This is a genomic window from Candidatus Nomurabacteria bacterium (assembly GCA_023898645.1).
Taxonomy (GTDB): Bacteria; Patescibacteriota; Saccharimonadia; order Saccharimonadales; family Saccharimonadaceae; genus UBA2112.
The window spans coordinates 708,696-728,318 of record CP060232.1 but is presented as its reverse complement, the minus strand read 5'-3'; the positions used below and the strand labels follow the sequence as shown (position 1 = coordinate 728,318).

The 19,623-nt window shown below is 46.0% G+C and carries 16 protein-coding genes and 1 tRNA gene; 5 read left to right on the top strand and 12 right to left on the bottom strand.

From position 1 onward, the window contains the following. Positions 1-271 precede the first annotated feature (271 nt). The 3 genes from H6797_03735 to gnd all read left to right on the top strand — a co-directional run bounded on the left by H6797_03735 (position 272) and on the right by gnd (position 4,074). Entirely contained in the window at positions 272-1,096 is an 825-nt protein-coding gene (locus H6797_03735; protein ID USN96163.1) for a PE-PPE domain-containing protein, read from the top strand. 82 nt (positions 1,097-1,178) lie between these two features. Further along, complete coding sequence (locus H6797_03730) at positions 1,179-3,152, top strand: alpha amylase C-terminal domain-containing protein (GenBank protein ID USN96162.1); 1,974 nt, start codon at positions 1,179-1,181, stop codon at positions 3,150-3,152. A 13-nt stretch (positions 3,153-3,165) separates the two neighbouring features. Continuing rightward, positions 3,166-4,074 carry a decarboxylating 6-phosphogluconate dehydrogenase gene (gnd, locus tag H6797_03725; GenBank protein ID USN96161.1) on the top strand — a complete coding sequence of 303 codons (909 nt, stop codon included), beginning with the start codon at positions 3,166-3,168 and terminating at the stop codon, positions 4,072-4,074. Here the strand turns inward: gnd and H6797_03720 are convergent. From H6797_03720 to H6797_03695, 6 genes are all read right to left on the bottom strand, one after another. Then, complete coding sequence (locus H6797_03720) at positions 4,058-4,990, bottom strand: hypothetical protein (protein USN96160.1); 933 nt, start codon at positions 4,988-4,990, stop codon at positions 4,058-4,060. The genes gnd and H6797_03720 overlap by 17 nt on opposite strands. A gap of 84 nt (positions 4,991-5,074) precedes the next feature. Continuing rightward, the gene (locus tag H6797_03715; protein ID USN96159.1) at positions 5,075-7,408 is read right to left on the bottom strand and encodes a glycosyltransferase; all 2,334 of its coding nucleotides are present in this window, start codon (positions 7,406-7,408) and stop codon (positions 5,075-5,077) included. Positions 7,409-7,556: 148 nt separating this feature from the next. Continuing rightward, complete coding sequence (locus H6797_03710) at positions 7,557-8,489, bottom strand: NADP-dependent oxidoreductase (GenBank protein ID USN96158.1); 933 nt, start codon at positions 8,487-8,489, stop codon at positions 7,557-7,559. A gap of 328 nt (positions 8,490-8,817) precedes the next feature. Then, entirely contained in the window at positions 8,818-10,311 is a 1,494-nt protein-coding gene (locus H6797_03705) for a hypothetical protein (protein USN96157.1), read from the bottom strand. A gap of 64 nt (positions 10,312-10,375) precedes the next feature. Continuing rightward, a complete protein-coding gene (locus tag H6797_03700) occupies positions 10,376-11,080 on the bottom strand; it encodes a hypothetical protein (GenBank protein ID USN96156.1) in 705 nt (234 codons plus the stop codon). An 88-nt stretch (positions 11,081-11,168) separates the two neighbouring features. Further along, positions 11,169-13,292 (bottom strand): KUP/HAK/KT family potassium transporter, encoded by a 2,124-nt coding sequence (locus H6797_03695; protein USN96155.1) that lies wholly within the window; start codon positions 13,290-13,292, stop codon positions 11,169-11,171. Positions 13,293-13,577: 285 nt separating this feature from the next. Here H6797_03695 and H6797_03690 point away from each other — a divergent pair, with 285 nt between their 5' ends. Continuing rightward, positions 13,578-15,356, top strand: coding sequence for an ABC transporter ATP-binding protein (locus H6797_03690; GenBank protein ID USN96154.1), 1,779 nt, complete (start codon positions 13,578-13,580; stop codon positions 15,354-15,356). A gap of 100 nt (positions 15,357-15,456) precedes the next feature. Here the strand turns inward: H6797_03690 and H6797_03685 are convergent, their stop codons facing one another. The 5 genes from H6797_03685 to H6797_03665 all read right to left on the bottom strand — a co-directional run bounded on the left by H6797_03685 (position 15,457) and on the right by H6797_03665 (position 18,129). Then, positions 15,457-15,798 carry a hypothetical protein gene (locus tag H6797_03685; protein USN96153.1) on the bottom strand — a complete coding sequence of 114 codons (342 nt, stop codon included), beginning with the start codon at positions 15,796-15,798 and terminating at the stop codon, positions 15,457-15,459. A gap of 222 nt (positions 15,799-16,020) precedes the next feature. After that, positions 16,021-16,095 (bottom strand) — tRNA-Gln (locus H6797_03680). An 86-nt stretch (positions 16,096-16,181) separates the two neighbouring features. Beyond that, a complete protein-coding gene (locus H6797_03675) occupies positions 16,182-16,673 on the bottom strand; it encodes a prepilin-type N-terminal cleavage/methylation domain-containing protein (GenBank protein ID USN96152.1) in 492 nt (163 codons plus the stop codon). Positions 16,674-16,718: 45 nt separating this feature from the next. Next, positions 16,719-17,546, bottom strand: coding sequence for a hypothetical protein (locus H6797_03670; protein ID USN96151.1), 828 nt, complete (start codon positions 17,544-17,546; stop codon positions 16,719-16,721). 121 nt (positions 17,547-17,667) lie between these two features. Further along, the gene (locus H6797_03665) at positions 17,668-18,129 is read right to left on the bottom strand and encodes a GreA/GreB family elongation factor (protein USN96150.1); all 462 of its coding nucleotides are present in this window, start codon (positions 18,127-18,129) and stop codon (positions 17,668-17,670) included. A gap of 154 nt (positions 18,130-18,283) precedes the next feature. Between H6797_03665 and H6797_03660 the strand changes: the two genes are divergently transcribed. After that, complete coding sequence (locus H6797_03660; protein ID USN96149.1) at positions 18,284-18,481, top strand: hypothetical protein; 198 nt, start codon at positions 18,284-18,286, stop codon at positions 18,479-18,481. Positions 18,482-18,542: 61 nt separating this feature from the next. On the opposite strand, the gene H6797_03655 is transcribed toward H6797_03660, so the two are convergent. Beyond that, positions 18,543-19,499: a HAMP domain-containing histidine kinase gene (locus tag H6797_03655; GenBank protein USN96148.1), complete on the bottom strand. Its 957-nt coding sequence runs from the start codon at positions 19,497-19,499 to the stop codon at positions 18,543-18,545. Positions 19,500-19,623: the final 124 nt, after the last annotated feature.

The window sequence follows — 19,623 nt, the reverse complement described above, 5'->3', positions numbered from 1 at the left end:
GAGCAAGTAACGGTGAAGTGGTGGTTTATAAAGCTTATACTAATTACATTAATATAGACTGTTGTCAAAAGTGCATCCTCCCAATATCAATCCGTTAAAAGCAGTATTAGCTGTATCGAAAATGTGATATTGTCGCATAAATTTAACACCGTAACTACCATAATTTGCCCCTTTGAGAAAATGTAATAATTATAATATTGACATTGATGCAATAGTATAATATGCTCACTTCACAACGAATAACTGGGGGGGCGGAATAGGGGTTTGTATTATGCCAAGGCAGATCATATCAGCTGGCGAAACGAATAATCTTAGCAATTTTGCTGAGAAGAGTGATAACGAAAAGAGGCTCACATTAAAGAAGTGCGTGGGAGCTCTCGCTGTTGGTCTTACCGCAGTTGGCGCAGGTCTGTTCATGAGTGAAGGTGTTGCACAAGCTAGTGGTTACGATGTTGCAATTATCGTCGGCGGTGCTGGAGACGGTACTAGTCAGGGACTTGAGCATGAACTATGGAACAACGGAACATTGTATCAGGGTGAAGAGGTTATTGACGTGAACTACCCTGCGCAGATGGGTCCAATTGTCGGTAATGTTCCAACGAATCAGTCTGTTGCTATGGGAATCAGTGCGGTTGAGGCTAGTGTCTATGCACATTCAGGTGCCGACATCACACTTTACGGCTTTTCTGAAGGCGCCTTTGTAACCAACGGAGCAGCGGCTGACTTGGCTAACCAAGGTATTTACGTCAACGTCATGAATTCTGGTGACGGTAACGGCTCTGCAGGAATTTTGGCAAGCCCTATAGCGCAATCGTTTAAACCCATCACAGATTCTCTTGGTATACAAGAGACTCCACCGGTCCCTGGTACGGTTGAAAAGCTTGATGCGAATGATGTATGGGCATCTAACGCTGCCGGTGATATCGGCAAGATCATCAACGATGGTCTTAACATCCAAAATCACCGCGTCATCAGTCCTAGCGAAGTGCCAGACGAGGCATTTACAGAGAACGGTGTCACCTACCTAGTGTATGACGGTACAATTCCAGTACCTCAGGGTGCAACACTGGTACCAATTCCACCAGAGTATCGCTAAATAAGCGGATAGAGTATTTGCCCGTGGCCGCGTGCCACGGGCATTGCTTTTGTCGAGCGTCTTGCGTGGTATCATAAAGCTAATGACTTCACCTTATTTTCCTGCCGACGAGCGTCTTTCGACGGTCGACCCATGGCTTGCTCCGTACCGTAGCAAATTGCAGGCCCGATTGAAGTACGCCGCTAGCTACGCCAAGCGGATTCTTGATGGGAGATCCGTCAGCGGTTTTGCTTTTGGGTATCAGTACTTCGGACTGCATCGTACAAACAATGGCTGGGTGCTGCGAGAATGGGCTCCTGCCGCAACGCAACTATATTTACATGGTGATTTTTCAAAATGGAGAGACGACCCTGCTTATGCGTTTGAGAAAAAAGAGCACGGAGAGTGGGAGCTGCGATTGCCCGCGATTGCCCTGAACCATCTCGACCATTACAAACTACATATGCATTGGAATGGCGGAAATGGGTATCGTATACCGGCGTGGGCGACGTATGTCGTGCAAGATCCTGCTACGAAATTATTTGACGCAGTAGTATGGGAGCCGACAAAACCGTATCAATGGCATGATGTAAACTTCGTGCCGTCAGTTGGCTTACCGCGTATATATGAAGCGCATGTGGGTATGAGTAGCGAAAAAGAAACCGTCAGCACCTATAAGGAATTTACAAAAACAATCATCCCGCGAATTAAAGCCGCTGGTTACGACACCATTCAGTTAATGGCGGTTGCCGAACATCCCTACTATGGTAGTTTCGGTTATCATGTCTCGAGCTTTTTTGCGCCAAGTTCACGTTTCGGTACGCCAGATGATTTTCGAGCATTGGTTGATGCGGCTCATCGGGCCGGGCTTCGCGTCATCATGGATATCGTTCACTCGCATGCCGTTAAGAACGAAAATGAAGGCATTAGCCGCTATGATGGAACGTTGACACAGTTCTTTCATGAGGGCGATCGAGGCCATCATAGTCAATGGGATTCTCGCGTGTTTGATTATGGCAAGTCTGAAGTGGTGCATTTTCTGTTGAGCAACTGTCGGTATTGGTTGGACGAATTTCATGTTGATGGCTATCGCTTTGACGGTGTGACGAGTATGTTGTATACGCATCATGGCTTAGAGCGGGCGTTTGATAGTTATGATATGTATTTTCAGGATACCGATGCGGATGCCGCGGCGTATCTAACACTGGCAAACGAACTGATTCATAAAGTGAAACCTGGCGCGTTGACGATTGCCGAAGACATGAGTGGCATGCCGGGTCTCGCTGCGCCAATTAAGGATGGAGGCTTTGGCTTCGATTATCGCTTGAGCATGGGTGTTCCGGATTTGTGGATCAAATATGTCAAAGAAAAAAAGGACGAGCAGTGGCATGTGTCTGAATTGTTTCATGAACTCAATCAGCACCGACCCGAGGAGAAAACGATTAATTATACGGAAAGTCACGATCAGGCACTTGTTGGCGACAAGACGCTGGTGTTTCGCTTAGCTGATAAAGATATATATGACCATATGATGGTTGATGATGAAAATATAAACATCGATCGAGCTTTGGCGCTCCACAAAATGATTCGGCTATTAACTGCAAGTATGCATCATGGCGGGTATTTGAATTTTATGGGGAATGAGTTCGGCCATCCTGAATGGATTGATTTCCCGCGCGAGGGCAACGACTGGTCGTATAAATACGCGCGACGACAATGGAGCTTGGCAGACGATCAAAAATTGAAATATCATTATCTCGCTGATTTTGACAAATCTATGCTCCGGGTTATTCAGGAAGTGCAAGGCGATGCGGAGTATGTGCTGACAAATGACGGCGATCACGTTCTTGCATTTATGCGTGGTGATTTATTATTCGTCTATAATTTCCACCCAACAAAATCATTCACTGATTACGGCATAAGGGTGCCTAGCGGCGAGTATGAAGTCGTACTCTCAACTGATAATCCGGCGTTTGGAGGTTTTGATAGATTAGATGTCTTGATGACATATGTTGCCGACGATCGAATAAAGCTGTACCTTCCTACGCGTACCGCGTTAATATTACGTCGCAAGTGATACAATAGTTTATATGAAAATTGCAATCTCGGGACTCGGACGAATGGGCGGTCAAATCGCTCGAAAACTATATGATGACGGACACACCGTCGTGGCGCACAATAGAAGCGCTGAAAAAGTTGATGAAGCGAAAGAGTACGGCGCGTTGCCAGCCTACGCGGATCAAGACGTCATCGATGCGTTCGACGGCGAGCCAGTAGTACTTTGGATTATGCTTCCGGCAGACGTTATCGATAGCAAGATTGATGAATGGCTGCAAATTTTGCCCAAAGGCAGCGTCATCATCGACGGCGGCAATAGCGATTATCGTGGCGACAAGGCACGTGCTGAGCGAGTTTCGGCTGCGGGCAGTCAACTACTCGACATCGGCACCAGTGGCGGCGTGTGGGGCCTTGAAAATGGTTTCTCGATGATGGTTGGCGGCGACCAGGATGCCTACGAAACTGTCGTACCTGCGCTCGATACACTTGCCAAGCCACGTGGCGGTCATGCGCATTTTGGCGAAAACGGTACTGGTCACTTTGTCAAAATGGTCCATAACGCAATTGAATATGGTATGATGCAGTCTCTGGCAGAGGGCTATCGTGTACTTCGCGAAGGTCCCTACCCTAACTTAGATTTGGCAGCAGCTGGAGATGTCTGGCAGCAGTCGAGCGTTGTTACTAGTTGGCTCAATGACCTGACACGTCAGGCCTTACATGAAAACCCCGAATTAGATGGAATTAGCGGCGTTGTTGCCGAGTCTGGCGAAGCTCGCTGGACACTAGAAACGGCTAAGGAGCTGGACATTCCAATGCCGGCAATTCAAGCGTCATTTGACGTTCGCCTAGAATCGCAAAACGGTGAGATTAACTTTGCGACAAAGCTTCTTGCTGCCATGCGTGCCAAATTCGGCGGCCACGACATTAACGGTAAACAGTAGTATGCAGCGGTATGAAATGCTCGAGTGTTGCATCGAGCGGCATTTCGTACGTGGTTCCATTTTCAGTGTTATTGATGACGAGTAGAGGTGCTACATTCGGGTTGAGCGCTTGAAGCGTTCTGAAGGTAACTTCTACTAAACACCCTGAAATAATATGACGACTTCGTGGGTCTTTATTTTGTTGCGTACGATTGTCGGCTTTTTTTGATAGAGCCGGGCTGTATGTGGCGTAGCGGTCTGTATCTATCAAGAGAGGCACGTACTGATTTATAAAGGAGGACAGTTCATCAGTATATCTCATTGCCATTTCCTCGATTTCTACCATTCTTTCCATTCGTGTTTTCGCCTTGAATGATTCATCTTCTCGAAAATGTTTGCTGTCATTCAATATATTTCTGAGAACATTCTGTATTTGATTCGGGTTGAAATCTGGGACTTGATGGTCTGGCAATTCAAGCTTGGTAATGTCTTCGATTGGCGCGCAATAATGGTGCGTATCATTTGACTGACTGAGCGGCAGTAATTGAAAAGCGGCACAATATTTAATTTCATTTCTGTTCTGGATGGGGGCAAAATCGATACCGCCGTACCGTAATGCTACGTTGTCGAGGGTAATCTTGTCGTGTAAATAAAACTTGTCTAAGCCGCTCTTGCCGATGGCATACGCTGCACCTGTTGCGACGGCCGGATGGTAGATAAGTTCATCGGCTTCGAGCAGCTGATTTAGTTTTAATTTGTATTCGTCAAGGTGCTGATCTAGTCGTTCCGACTTGTTTGCCGACAAGGCGTTGAGATGTTTTTCAGCGTCAATCCATGCTTGAACAAACTCAGGATTACATAAAGTCTCGAGCACATCGAATGACCTGTTGTTTTCTTTAGAGTCTATGTCTACGGAAATTGATAACGCCTCGGTCATTGAGGCTATAATACACCCTTGTCGTTTTATTTGCATAGAAAAAGGGGCTTACATGGTTTTAGCCATGCAAGCCCCGCCCGCAGGTTATGATGCTACTGGTAGCTTACTGCGGGATTGTAGTGCGGCACTGTTAAGACGCTCCAGCTTGTTCCACTTGGCAGCTGTACCTCGTAGTATCCGTAATAAGGATGCGTACAAAAGGTATGCTCTTAGTGGCTCATAGATAAGTCGATAGATCGGTACGATTAGTAGATGCCATGCTCGCTCTCGAGCTACTACTATCGCAACAATCGATATGACCATATGGAGTGTCATTACAAATACCGCGAACAGCACGACGCTATGCCAGTTACCGTTTGCCAAGCCGATGACAGCTGCGATGACCGTCGACGGTAGGAAGATTAGTGGAACGATCAAAGACAATAGCGCATATGGTAGCGCAATCATCCCGAGCATCCCATACTTTGGTCGCATCAACATCGAACGATGCTTCCAAAGTACTTGGACGTTGCCGTAAGTCCAACGCAACCGTTGCTTCGCCAGAGTGCGGATTGATTCCGGCGCTTCAGTGTAAGCAACGGCAGTGTTTTCTTGGAGCACGCTGTACCCAAGCTGATGTAGTTGAAGAGTTGCATCAGCATCTTCGGCTAACGTATCTTCTGACAACCCACCGATTTGCTCTAACGCGCGACGGCTCCAGGCGGAACATGCGCCGGGGACTATAGCAATTGCACCCATAGCTCCTTCCGCTAATCGTGTCACGCAAATTCCTGAAATGTATTCCAGGCTTTGCCATGCTGTAATGATATTACGACGATTACCGACTTTCACGTGGCCTGCGACCGCGCCAACTGGCTTAGAATCCTGACGGTGACTTTTCTTGACGAAGTGTCGCACCAACAGACGGATTGTTTGCGGTTCAAACAACGTATCTGCATCGAGAGTCACGATGATTTTCGACTCTGGCCTCGCATGTGATATGCCATTATTTATGGCAAACGACTTGCCAGCGTTTGGCTGATGAACCACTTTAAGCTGTGGCCATTTTCTCGCATAATCATCGAGCACTTTTTGAGTGCCGTCCTTTGAGCCGTCATTGACGACAACTACCTCAAGCTTGGACTGCGGGTAGTTGCTAGCGCGTAGCGTATTAAGGGTTTTTCGTATCACCTTCTCTTCGTTGTATGCTGCCATGACGACACTAACATGTGGCATATGATGGTCGAGTGTTTTAACCCAATTACGTTTGTGCTGACGACGGTTGTTGGCGAGCGCTAGTGTCAGATAAAGCACTGACATGATAGACAGCGACCCTACTCCGAACCAAAATAGCCATCCGAGCATTTTGTTAGGAATGACCCAAAACACCTGAACCGTTCGTAGTGTTGTTTGGTCGGCAGTAGTCGGCGCTACTCCGTGAGTAGGGACATATCCCTCGGGCAATAGCGGCGCAATCGTGCTAAAGGTGTAACCTTGTCGCTTCGCTTCCTGGATGAATTTTTCAAGCAAAATGGCAGTCGACGATCGGTCTCCGCCGCCATCATGCATTAGAACGACATGCCCTTTGCCGTCTAGCGGCGGAACAGGAATGTCTGCTCCAGGCGGATATGACCAGTCCTTCGTATCAAGATCGAAGTCGACATGAATGTAGCCTAGTTGTTGAGACTGGAGCATTGCTAATGCATTTTTATCCGGATCTCCATAAGGCATACGAAATAGCCGTGACGAGTAGTTTGCGCCCGCTCGCATTATGCGATCGGTAGCAATTAGCTCCTCACGATTTCGGATATCCGAGTGCTTGTCGAAATCAATATGAAACAGTGTGTGGTTGCCCGCCATATGACCTTCTCGGATGACACGCTTGAATACGTCCAGATTCTTTGCAATGTTGGCTCCAACCATAAAGAATGTTGCTGGCACGTGCTCTTTGGCGAGTACATCCAGTATTTCCGGTGTGTAACGGGCGCTGGGTCCGTCGTCGAACGTCAGCATTAGTTGATGGTCTGCGGGTTGCCCGAAGTGGTCAAGGGCGTATTTACTATTGCCGATTTCTTCATCTTCTCCAGGTTGTGCCGTTCGCAAAACGTTGCCAGTAAAGGGGTCGATGAGGTTGACTGTATCGCCATCCTTTTCGACTCGAACGATACGAGTCAAGACTTCACCGTCGCCTGTTCCGAGTATGGGAATATTTTTTAGCTCTGACGAATGTGCGAGCTGTCGCGGAAATCCGTTGCCCTGATGTAGCGACTCCTTCCAAAGGGGCGCTAATGCCTGGGGCGCAGCCCAGTATGTCGCTGCTGCTATGACAATGGTCATGATAAGCAAGCTTTCCATGACACGATGCCAGCGTTTGCCTTTGGCATCGTAGAATACTGGTCCCGATATGGTCGTTTCCGTGTTTTTCCGGAAGCGCATCAAGATACCTTTCTGATTGCGTGTTGTCGTGCTGTAGTTTGGAAAAGTACTATGTACCCTGATGATTTTTATGACACATCAAAGGTACACCTCTACTTTGTAGCGTAGCAATTCTAAGGAGGTATTACGGTGAAATATTCAACATACGAAATTATCGTATGGAAATAACGATTTTTCCTCTGATCGATTCGTTTGCGAGTGCGTCGTAGGCATCTTTGATTTGATTGAGCGACAAAGTTCTGTCGATTGTTGCATGGACAACGCCTTGATCTATCAGCTGCGCCAGCTTAGTCAATGACTCGTTGTTTATGTGTGTCATTTGAGCTGATGTAGCTACGCCGAGTTTTTTTGCCAAGTCCTCGTCAAATGGTCCGACGAGTGAAACGGCGACTCCGCCTTTTTTCAATGTTCTCAAAAGCTTGTCATTATCGTTGCTGCGCACGTTATTTAAAAGTGAGTCGTAATCATGGATAACATCTGAATACAGCACAGTTTTATAATCTATTACTTCATCGGCGCCAAGTGACTTTGTGTAATCAATATTAACACCTGAGACTGTCGTTGCTACGTGGGCTCCACGGGATTTTGCAATTTCTATTGCGATTGATCCGACGCCACCTGAACCGCCATTTATAAATACATTGTTGCCGTTTTGCACATTCATCGTGTCGATTGCTTGTAGCGCGCTGATTCCTGCCGTCGGAAGTGACGCTGCTTCGACATCGCTAAGTTCGTCGGGTGTGTGAGCGATATTTGACACGTCGGCTAGGGTAAATTCGGCGAATGCACCGCTTCCTCCGAACATGGCGTTGGCTGTACCGTATACACGATCTCCTATTGCGAAGTTACTAACATTAGCACCTACTTCAACGATGGTGCCGGCGAAATCTTGGCCAAGCGTTGCAGGAAAAACAAGTGGCGCCATAGACTTTGCGAAGCCGGCTAAAACGGCTAGATCAAATGGATTCAGGCCAGCAGCACCAACTTCAACAAGCACTTTGTCGTCTGTAACCGTGGGTTTTTCAGCTTCATTTATCTGGATTGATGACGAGTCGCCATAGTCATTAATTTGCGCTGCCTTCATGTTTCCCTCCGAACTAAGAATTATATGTATATTTTCATATTACTATACATTTTATAGCAAAGCAAATATACGTGACTGTAAATTCTAGCACGAAAAAATAGATAGTGTCGTGCGTCACATTTATGTAGTTTATAGTTAAACTTACTTCTAGTCTTTGCTGTCGTCTTGATCGTCTTTTGGCTTGCCTACGCCAAAAACATGATGCAGTATGAGTGTCGATACGATCGTGATGATGATTCCGTAAAATATAAAGCGCACGTTAGTTCCTTGTGATTATCTAATCAGTATAACAAAACGGACACGTTTATACTGTAGTTAATTGATTTCACTATGTTTCCTCAGGCTCTTCGTTTATGGCATCATATTTTTCAAAATGAAGACCTATGTTTGACCACATGAAGTCTGTTACCCTTTGGCCCTTTCCTGTGACCGACGAATAATATTCCATAGATTTTAGATTATTCGCAAGTAATTCTTTCGTTTTGTTTTTGATAATACCCGCAGTTTCAAGCGCACGTTTTGCAAGCAAATGGCTGGCGTGAGTACGACCAGGGTCGGCGAGAATTTCAATCCTTGGCACGAGCCCTTCTTCGACAATGAGGTGGTTTGTGTCCAGCCATACTGGCCCGCTCCACTGAGGCGTGAATGTCCCCTTAAATTTCTCAGGATCCGGGTCATAAAATTCGCTGCACACAGCATGAGTTGGAATGGGGTATGGCGACGCGAACCATTCTGAATCTTCAAGTTTATCGAGCAAAGCAGCAATGTGGTCGTCGGAAATATTTTCTAACAATAAAGGAAAAAGACCCGTGATTGATGGAACATGTATTTGATTTCCGTTTTCATCCAAATTGTAAAAAAACTCTTTTCTGTCGTCCCACATACGATTTAATATTTCATGTTCGACTTCATTTGCGATGAGGCGATACTTCTCGCTGTCTAAAGCATATTGTTCTCTGCTCCATTTCGTGGGCTGATGTACAGAGAGTATGTCTGCAATGTCTGCAAGGTAGCGCATATTATTCGCGTGCATAGCATTAAACATTACGTCATTAACCCAATACTTTTGCCGTACTTGTTTGGGTATCCAGTCTACTCTATGTTTTCGAGGATCACGGCCTAGTCTGCCTAGGTCCCAGCCAAGTTTTTGCATATGTAGCCATTCGTGTAGTGCGCTTTTGCCTAGGTTTTTATTTCGTGTCAGCCACGGCTTGTTTGCCTCGTCGCTATCACGACCGGTTTCGTTCGGGTGGACGATTCCGATAAGTCTATCATTTGAGCTGTTTTGTCTATGGTCGATAAAATACGCATGTTCGCCTTGAAGGCCGGTATGATTGTTTTCGTCAATATAGCCATAAATTGACTGCAGAAACTTCAGCCCATTGTCTTTTTGATCCACCCTGACAAAACTTTTGTATGTTTCTATGGCGGCCCATGCTTCAATTGGCGGCTGAGAGTAGCTTGTACCGATCTTGTTGTTGTTAAAATTCCACGCTTCAGGATAATCGCGCCATGTTTTATGTTTTGCAGTAGCAAAAATTTTATTCGGCATAAATCCAGTCAAGGTGTCGCGATAACGCTCCAGTGTTATAAGTTCTGTCGCGGCCCTACTAGGATCGTTACGTCTCGCGTTGATCACTGCTGCTTTGAGTGAATCCCATTTCCACATGTAGCGGTAATGTTCACCAACAGAAGGAATCGAATGGTCTTCGCGCCAGTTGCCGACTTCCATCATCCAGGTTTCACGCTCGCTGAGCTGCTGGTCGTTGAGCGGCAGGTCATCTTCGGTAAATGTCGGTCTTGGGTATTTTTCCACGGACATGAGTTAGTTGCATTGTACCCACACGCCAGTGATTAGTCTAGTCCGGTATTTTAAATGTATCGATTTATGAATCTGTTAGTTTGGGTTCGAGCAAGGTGGCGGCGTTGTTGTTGAACCATTTGATAGTGCCGTTGTGACCGAGCCAGGGCTTGCGGATAATTCGTACTTTATCATTTTTCTCTTGCCACGATTTCAATTCACGAATCATTTTTCGCTGCTGTACTATATAGTCCATGCCGCCAAGCACGACGGTGAACGACGTCTCGGGCGGCATTTGGATGTGTTGCCATCGCTCCTTTAAATCACCTAACGTATGACCGTTTTTTTCGAACATTTTTCGAATATCAATACAGTGCGTTGCCATGATTAAGGCGCGAAACAAGTGGTGCCTCATAACTAGCTCGGCAGCATTGATTCCGGTGGCCGCGTAAAGTCCATGCTCCGGATGTTCGTCCTTTTTTTGCATGCCTATAGCAATCGCGCCGCCTAGGCTTACGCCGCCGTAGCGATGCCGTGAATATTCCGCTGTGCGCGTGGTGAAATCTTCGTGTAGAGTTTCAATAAATTCTGGAAGAAGATTACTTTGACCGGCTAGAAGTATACGTTTGTCATATGTGTAGACGACTGCGTCGCGGCCGGTGTGTACTATATCAATTGCGGCCTGCTCCAGATCGGTCAACGGCCCATTAAAACCAGCTACGAGTGCAACAACTTCTTCGTTATCGCCGTTACCGTATTCGTGCGCCTGATATGGTACTTCGCCATTCATTCTTGTGAATACCTTGTACCCGCAGTATACGACCCCGTTTTACTATTGGCAACCGCAGATCTTATTTGTGCACAGACAAGTTAGTGGTTTATCCGGCAAAGCGGCCGTACCGCAGGTCTGTTTCTTCTCTAGTGTCAGGATCGATCCGTTCTTCGTCTTCTTCGAGCGCGTACTCGGGAATATCAATTCTCCACCCGTTTTTACCTAGTAGTATTGGTATGACAGTTTTTGAAAGTCCTGGTTTGGTGTCGAATTTGAAATAGTGATACGCCGGTTGAGTGATAGCTTCGAACATTTTGTATATATGAATGCGTGTCTTGTCTACGAATCGGGCATTCGGTCCTATGAAAATCTCTTCTTCGGAAGCCTCGACGATGCAGCGGTGTAGTTCAGGGCCCATCAAGTGATTCTTTTTTAGATCTCTTAATATACTAATCCCGTCAGGATTTTGCATAAACCCGAATAATGCCTCGACCCCATAGATATTCTCTCCGAAGTCTGTCACCCTTATTCGCTTGTTTTGATTGATAAATGGTTGCTTTTCTTGCTTTATGTTTAGCAAGACAATATGACGTGGTAGTCCTCCGTTCCTCTTCATGAATATACGTAAGAGGACAGGAACGGTGCTGTCGAGAGAGTTCACGGGTTTGGAGACCAGAAACACAATTGACCGATCTATTTCGACTAAACGGCGCGGACGATCGGTCAGTTCGCGTCCGACAGCCAGGCGTTTTTTGACGTCTGCCAGCCAGCGTATGTCTTTCTGTGAGGCATAAGAAATGTAGCCGGTATGTGCACCGTGCATAAATGTACGTCCCCAGTGCCAGAAAGTAATGAGCGTAAAGAGGGAGACAGCGATAATAACTGGGACATAGCCGCCAGTGAGGAATTTGAGTGTGCTGGCGCTGAAGATAGTGATGTCGATCAAAAGAAAACTACCAAATACTAACAAAGCTTTATATCTGCGCCAGTTCCAGTGAAATCGAGCAACTTGAAACATGGCTAAAGTCGTGCAAACCATTACGCCGGCAACGGTCAGTCCATATGCTGAGGCAAGATTTCCACTACTCTTAAAAATGAGCACCATGGTGACGCAGCCGAAAAGCAGCAACCAGTTGATCACGGGTATGTATATCTGACCAGCATGGTGCGGGCTTGTATGAATGATGTTTAAGCGAGGTGCTCGTTCCAATGCTATTGCCTGCGAAGCTAACGAAAAGGCTCCTGTAATCAAAGCCTGACTGGCGATAATCGTAGCTGCCGTAGCCAGTGCCACCATACCGTAGAGCGGCGCATGTAAGATGAGCTCTGCCAACCAGTACGGCAATTGAGCAGATTGTGCTGCCGATAATGCAACATGAGGTACCATGCTAAAGAAAATGTTATTGTTGTATACCGTCTGTCCGCTAAGTAGATAAGCTCCCTGCCCAAGATAATTCAGCACTAGTGCCCAATACGCCAAGTAAAACCAGCCTTGTCGTATGGGACGTTTGCCAAAGTGCCCTAGGTCGGCATACAAGGCTTCTGCGCCGGTGACGACTAGCATTACCGCGCCCATGGCTTCTAGGAACGGAAACAGGCCGACGCGCTCAGCAAACATGACTGCATGTAAAGGATTGAGGGCCCATAGTATGTCGGGCGTTTTTATGATTTGAGTCAGGCCTAGGCTGCCGATGATTACAAACCATAAAACAACTATCGGACCAAAAAGCATGCCTACTTTGGCGGTCCCTTTTCGCTGGATCATAAAAAGACTGGCTAGGATTGCCAGTGTAATTGGTATGATAAATGGTTCGAACACGTCTGTAGCTATATTTAAACCTTCTACAGCCGAGAGCACCGAAATCGCAGGTGTAATTACCCCGTCGCCGAGTAGCAGCGCTGCGGCAAAAACGAGTAACAGGAGCAGTATAGGAGTGCCCTTTTTTCTAATTTTGGCTATAAGTTCATGAAGCGCAAAAACGCCGCCTTCTCCTTGGTAGTTGGCGCGTAGGACGAAAAAGATGTATTTATATGCAACGACCGTCGTTAGTAGCCAGAACATCAAGCTGATCACGCCGAGGATATTGTTGTGAGTTGCGGCAGTGTTTCCCATGCCAAAAAATACCGTATTTACTGCATAGAGTGGTGACGTACCGATGTCGCCATATACAACACCTATGGCACCGATAACGAGAGTTAGGTGTAACGGTAGCTTCGACTTTTTTTGCACTTTTTTATTTTTAGATTGCCCCCTGGGGGATCGAGTGTCTTTCATACCGATTACGCGGCCTTTCATAAGACTTAATGCTGATTAAATTATTCAGCTTTCCGAAACGCGATTCTACACTGAAGTCTAGGGATTGTCTAGCATATGCAGTATGGTCGAAAAAAATAAGAAGGTCAAGCCCTCATATCTTCGCAGTTTACGTCATATTTTATGCTTATCTACTAATAATATGTTCATTTTGTAGGTCCCCGGGATTTATTTAGACTCAAGTGCGATATAGTTAATATAATGAAAGAAATTGTACGCATTATTCGATTTAGCCGTTCGCTATGGCGATATTATGTCGGCATATCATTGTTCACAATTGTTCTAGCTATCATAAGCCAGCTTCAGCCTTTGTTTACGAAGGGAGCCATCGACGAAATCACCCGCGGTCTTGGCCATGGTCACACTAACGTGGAGTTGGTGGCGATTTTCGCAATCCTTATATTCGTGACAGACGTAGCGCAGACGCTACTAAGCAATGTTAGTGGTTACCTTGGCGACATGATGTCGGCAAAGCTTCAAAGGTACTTCAGTATACGCTACTACGAACACTTGCTTGAATTGCCACAAAGTTATTTCGACACGGAATTAACTGGGAAGATTATAAATCGCATGAGTCGCGGCATCAGTCAAATAAGTAACTTCATGCAGATGATGAGCAACAACTTTTTACAGTTTATTTTTGGCACAGTTTTTTCACTCATCGTCGTCGCCTACTATTCGTGGCCAGTAGCGTTAATGTTGTTTACGCTCTACCCGATTTTTATATTGTTTACCGCAAAATCAAGCAAGAAGTGGCAAAATTACCAGACTGAAATTAACGAACAAAACGACATAGCTAGCGGTAGGTTTAATGAAGCTATCGGTCAAGTACGAGTGGTGAAAAGCTTTGTTCGAGAACTTGCCGAAATAGCCTTTTTTCGCAAACGTTTTGACAAGATTGTAAAAACAACGAGTCCTCAAAGTCTGTTTTGGCATCGACAAGACATATACAGACGACTGGTGCTTAACATTATTTTTCTTGGCGTCTTTGTGTATATTTTTGTCGAAACGGCGAATGGTCACTATACAATCGGCACGATGGTCCTATTGATTCAATATGCGATGCTCATTCGAGTGCCTATTTTCTCCATTAGTTTTTTGGTTGATCAATCTCAGCGCGCAGTATCAAATACCAAAGATTATTTCGAGGTTATGGATTTAGAAGCGGAAATCACCGACAAGCCCGACGCCACGAAGCTTACTGTAAAACAAGCATTAATCGAATTTGACGATGTTAGTTTTTCCTATGACAAGTCGCCGGTATTGTCTGGCCTCAATTTCAGTATAGAACCTGATACCAAAGTGGCCTTAGTTGGCGAAAGTGGCGAAGGCAAAACGACGATTACTAGCCTACTGTTGCGCCTGTACGAACCGCAAGGCGGCTCAATACTGATCGATGGGCAAAATATAAATCAGGTCAGCCAATCCAGCCTTCGCAAAGCTATCGGAGTTGTATTTCAGGACGCGGCGCTGTTCAGCGGAACAATTCGTGAAAACATAGCCTACTCCAACCCACAGGCTAGCGACCAAGATGTTATCGACGCGGCAAAATCAGCCAACGCCGATGAGTTTATAAGTAAACTGGAAAAGGGCTACGATACCGAAATCGGAGAACGCGGCCTAAAGTTAAGTGGCGGCCAAAAGCAACGAATTGCTATAGCCAGAGCTTTTCTTAAAGATGCACCGATTTTGATACTAGACGAAGCTACCAGTAGCCTCGACAGCAAAAGCGAGCAGATGGTACAAGAGGGTCTAAAGAGACTTATGAAAGGTCGTTCGACACTGATCATCGCGCACCGACTTTCGACCATACAAAATGTCGACAAGATAGTTACCCTGCAGGGTGGTGCTGTAAAGGAAACAGGATCGCCACAAGATTTAGCAAGTAGTGGTGGTATATATGCAGAGCTGCTCAAACTTCAGCAAGGAAACGATACGAAGAGTGAAAAGAAGCTGAAGAAATTCGATCTTTCACGATAGATTCAATGCGTGTATCCCGAGTAATTTATTGTATACGGATTTGAAAACTCCGTGCTTGCTCCAATGGGAACGAAGCACGGAGTGGTCCGATGCAGTCATCTCAAAATAAAATGACGACGGCGTTGTTTCCACCGACGCAGCGGACAGAGTCTCGCGTCAGACCGTTGTTAAGGGTTGCAATAAATCCAGACTGACACTGCATGTTGTATGTCAAGCCCGTGACTGGACTATACGCGACGACGATTGGACCATATTGAGTAAGGTATGCTCGTCTTACGTTCATTGCGAAAGGACATGACGTAACTGTAGTTGCGATGCCCGAATGCCCGTCGGGACATATTGCGAACACGTCATCGGCATGTGCTAATGTCGGTGATATCAACGACAGACCGATACCCATAATGCCGATTGCGGCAGCTATTGACGCAAATTGTTTATGCATCTCCCGGTCTCCTTATAGATAGACAATCCAGGTAGTTTCTATAATATGTGCTATGCCTTCGGCAGACAGTGAGATAAAAGACGGAAAATACTTCGAGCTTTCCTTTCGCTTCGTTCACTGCGCCGAACCCTCCGTCTTTTGCCAGGGCAAAAGCGGGGGTTCGAGTCCTGACGGCCCACCATAGAAAAAAGTCCGAGGCCTAAAGACCTTGGACTTTTTTCATGGCTGGGGTGGAGGGATTCGAACCCCCGAATGCCAGTACCAAAAACTGGTGCCTTACCACTTGGCGACACCCCATCGGTGCCGTACTATTATACCCTATAACGGGGGTTCCGACGAATAATTTATATAGGATTTGCTAATTTTTAGTAAAAATACGGTTCCTATGAGCCTAGGAGTAGCGTCAGGTCACTCTTCCCCCAGCCGCTATAATACGGGCCTGTCGACGTGGCTTGTTTGTTGCCAAGTATAAAGTTGTCCGTGTTATTACCAACGAAGGTCGTAGTTCCTGTCTTTTGGTAGCCGGCAGCGTAATAATATATATTTGAGCCGGAATCAACTGGATCGGCAGGCATTGTACTTATATATGTAGGTACTAAATCGTCCGCCAAACACGAGCTAACTGTGCCTGACGTCAGAGCGTGTGTGGTATCTGGCCCAGTTGCGCCGCATAGTGGGTACGCCCCGTGTTCTGCATGATAAATTTCAAGTACTTTTACCAGGCTTGTAAGTTCATCTGACCTTTTGGCGTCCGCCGCGTGGGTCGTAACGCCGTTATATGCGACCACTACTATCGCAGCAAGTATACCGATGACTACGATGACAATAAGCAGTTCAACGATTGTAAAGCCTTTTTGACGATAACTTATACCCATTAACATAAGTATAACAAAAGTGGCGCAGAATGGTTATTCCTCTGATTAAGCTGTAGGATAATCTGGGTTTGATGAAATAGTGTGCTGCCACTTCCCTTTCATTTCCTGAACGGCGCGCTTTGTAGCAGCAAGTACATCTACAGGTGCGTACGCGTTCTTGTTGGTCGGGCCACGCCGGCTCTCGGCGGCGGCTTCTTCTACAGATTCGTAGTATGCTGGCTGGGGCAATTTAGTGTGCGAGTCCAGAACGCTTCTTTTGCGCTTCTTTGCCTTTTTTAATTCATCTTTTTTAACTTCGTCGATATGGTTTTCGTGGTTTGTATATGCCGTGTTTATCAATGCCTCGTCAATTTGAGGCGTTGGCTTTTGTAGGGCTAGCTCGCTGAGCACGTAGTCTCCCGCGAGTCCTTCGAATCGATTTTCAAAAGTATTTTTTAAAATCTTGGCGGCATCTTCCGGTGCGGCGTCCGTCAAAGCGTTAAGGATAAACCGTATGGCTTCTCGCCTTTCGGTGTCGTTCAGTACCTTTTCTTTGTTTTTTCCGTCGGTAATTTTTATCGAACCCATACTCTCGCCATCTGTGTGTGCGTAATAACGATTCTTTGGTACGTTTGAAGGCAGTTCAGGAGAGAAATGATCCAGCATAAATAGAATTCTTGACTCGCCCCACATGCCAATTTGGGCAGCCGCTTGGAGTTTGTAATGGTCGCCCGTTAGACTGTTCGGCCACCTGGCGAATTTGACCGATCCGCCGCTTTCGGGTGGTGACTCGCCGATTTTCTCCAGGATAATAGTAGCGATATTAATAAAACGCATTTCCGGGGCTATAGTTTCGTATATATTCGGTTCTACACGCTTGTTGTACTCACTCATGCGATCCCCCTAGGTGGTTTCACTATAGTCCTGCATAAGCGTATTGGCAATAGCCGGCGTAGAAATATGAAACAACCCCTATGATAAGGGGTTGTTTCTGGGGATAGATTTTACGTTACGATTAAGATATGCGAACTAGTTGAAGCTTGTTCTTTTTTGCGTCACCCCAGTTTACGGTGTCGGTGATTGATTTACCCATCAGGCTTTGGCCAAGCGGACTTGCGGCGCTGATGCGACCATCGCTAGGGTCTGCTTCAATGCTGTCAACGATCGTGTAAATAAATCGTCTACCGCTGGCATTGATAAGCTCGACGACTGAGCCGATGTCGACATGGCTGTCTTTGCGGTGTGGGTATGGTTTTGCCGTAGCGAGAAGCGTCTGCTTTTCGATAAGGTCTTGTTCAATTGAGTCTAGTTTTGCTAGTTTTTCTATACGGGCAAGCCGCTCCTCGTGACCATCTGTCTTGTCTTGTTCGTGCAGTTCCAAGATCGTTTGTCGACGATCCCGTTCGAGTTGCTCGACTGCTTTTTTTAGATCTTTCATACCTTTTTTGCTGAGGTATGTAGTCTTATTCGTGTCCATGATGCCTCCTCATTAATTATTCATTTCGAATTTTTTTGTCCGACTTTGGCGTCGGTTATGTCCCCAGTATGCCGTAGTGCGCTTAAAAAACAGTGAGATATTTTACAAATACTATTTTTTATGTTCGACTAGTTTTCCGTCTCGAAGTTGATAGGTGCGATTCGTCTTGCCTGCTATCTCTAAATTGTGGATTACGACGATAATTGTCGAGTCGAAACTTCGTGAAAAATCGTGTAGTAATTTAAATATCGTTTTGCAAATTTCGCTGCCAAAATTGCCTATCGGTTCGTTTGCTGGAACGGGCGAAGGTTTACTTGCGAGCGTTACGGATGCCGAGCGTAATGGTGCTTAACATATACTATTGCTCCTGTATTAATAACCTTACAAATCGACTATATATATGTTTACTGATATTAAGCTTGGTGTTTACGTGAAAGTGGCAGAGTAACCGTGAACGTAGTGTTTGATTTTGGCTTGCTACTGACCGATAGCTCGCCTTTGTATATCTCAACTATTTCCTTGGCAAGCGATAGACCTAGGCCGGAACCGCCGCCACTGTGCGACTCGTTAGCCCTATAGAAGCGTTCGAATATGTGAGGTAATTTGTCGCTCGGTATGCCGTCGCCTTTATTAGTTATAGAAAAGCTTGCTGATCTTGCGTCATATGCAAGCGTTGCTTTGATTCGTGAATCTTGCGGGCTGTATTTTAAGGCATTGTCTACTAGGATGGTTAAGAGTTCCTCTATTGTTGCGGTATTCGCCCTTATGATCACGGGCTCATTCGGAAGTTTTAGATTAATGCGCTTGGCGTTTTTATCGTAGCGTTGCGCAACTTCCGTGGCGACGTTTCCTAGATTAACGTTTTCGAGTTCAAGGTTTGCATGATCGAGCCTCGACAGTTGTAGCAGAGTTTTTGATAGTGAAGTTAATTTGTTAACTTCCTCTAAGTTGCTAGTCAGTAACTCACGCATATCATCCTTGGTCAACTTCGTGTCGCGCAAAGCAACCTCAAGTTCGGTTTTCATGGCGGCTAGTGGTGTGCGTAGTTCATGACTAGCGTCGCTGGTAAAACGCGATTGTGCGTCGTGCGACTCTTCGATGTTGCGAAGTGTGCGACGAGCCAGTACATAGCTTAATGCTCCACCGCAAAAAAAGATTAAAAGATTGACATACAGAAGCATCACCAAGATATTTCGACTAGCTTTGTCTTGCTGATTGTCGCGAAATGCAGAATATAGCCGATGATTTGGCGGCAAGAAAATATTCGGATCGGGTGATTCTAGGCTGTCTTGAAACTGTGACAGTCGGTTACCAATCTCATCTGTTGCGCCTTGGTATATGGCAAGACTAAACAATAGGCTGATGCTCATTAACAAGAGCATAAACCAGCCAGTTAGGCGTAATACAGCCGAATGAAACATGTCTTATAGACCCTGCTTAAATTCTGTGATTGTTTTCATATACCTAGACTACTATAGAGAGCTGATAGAATTC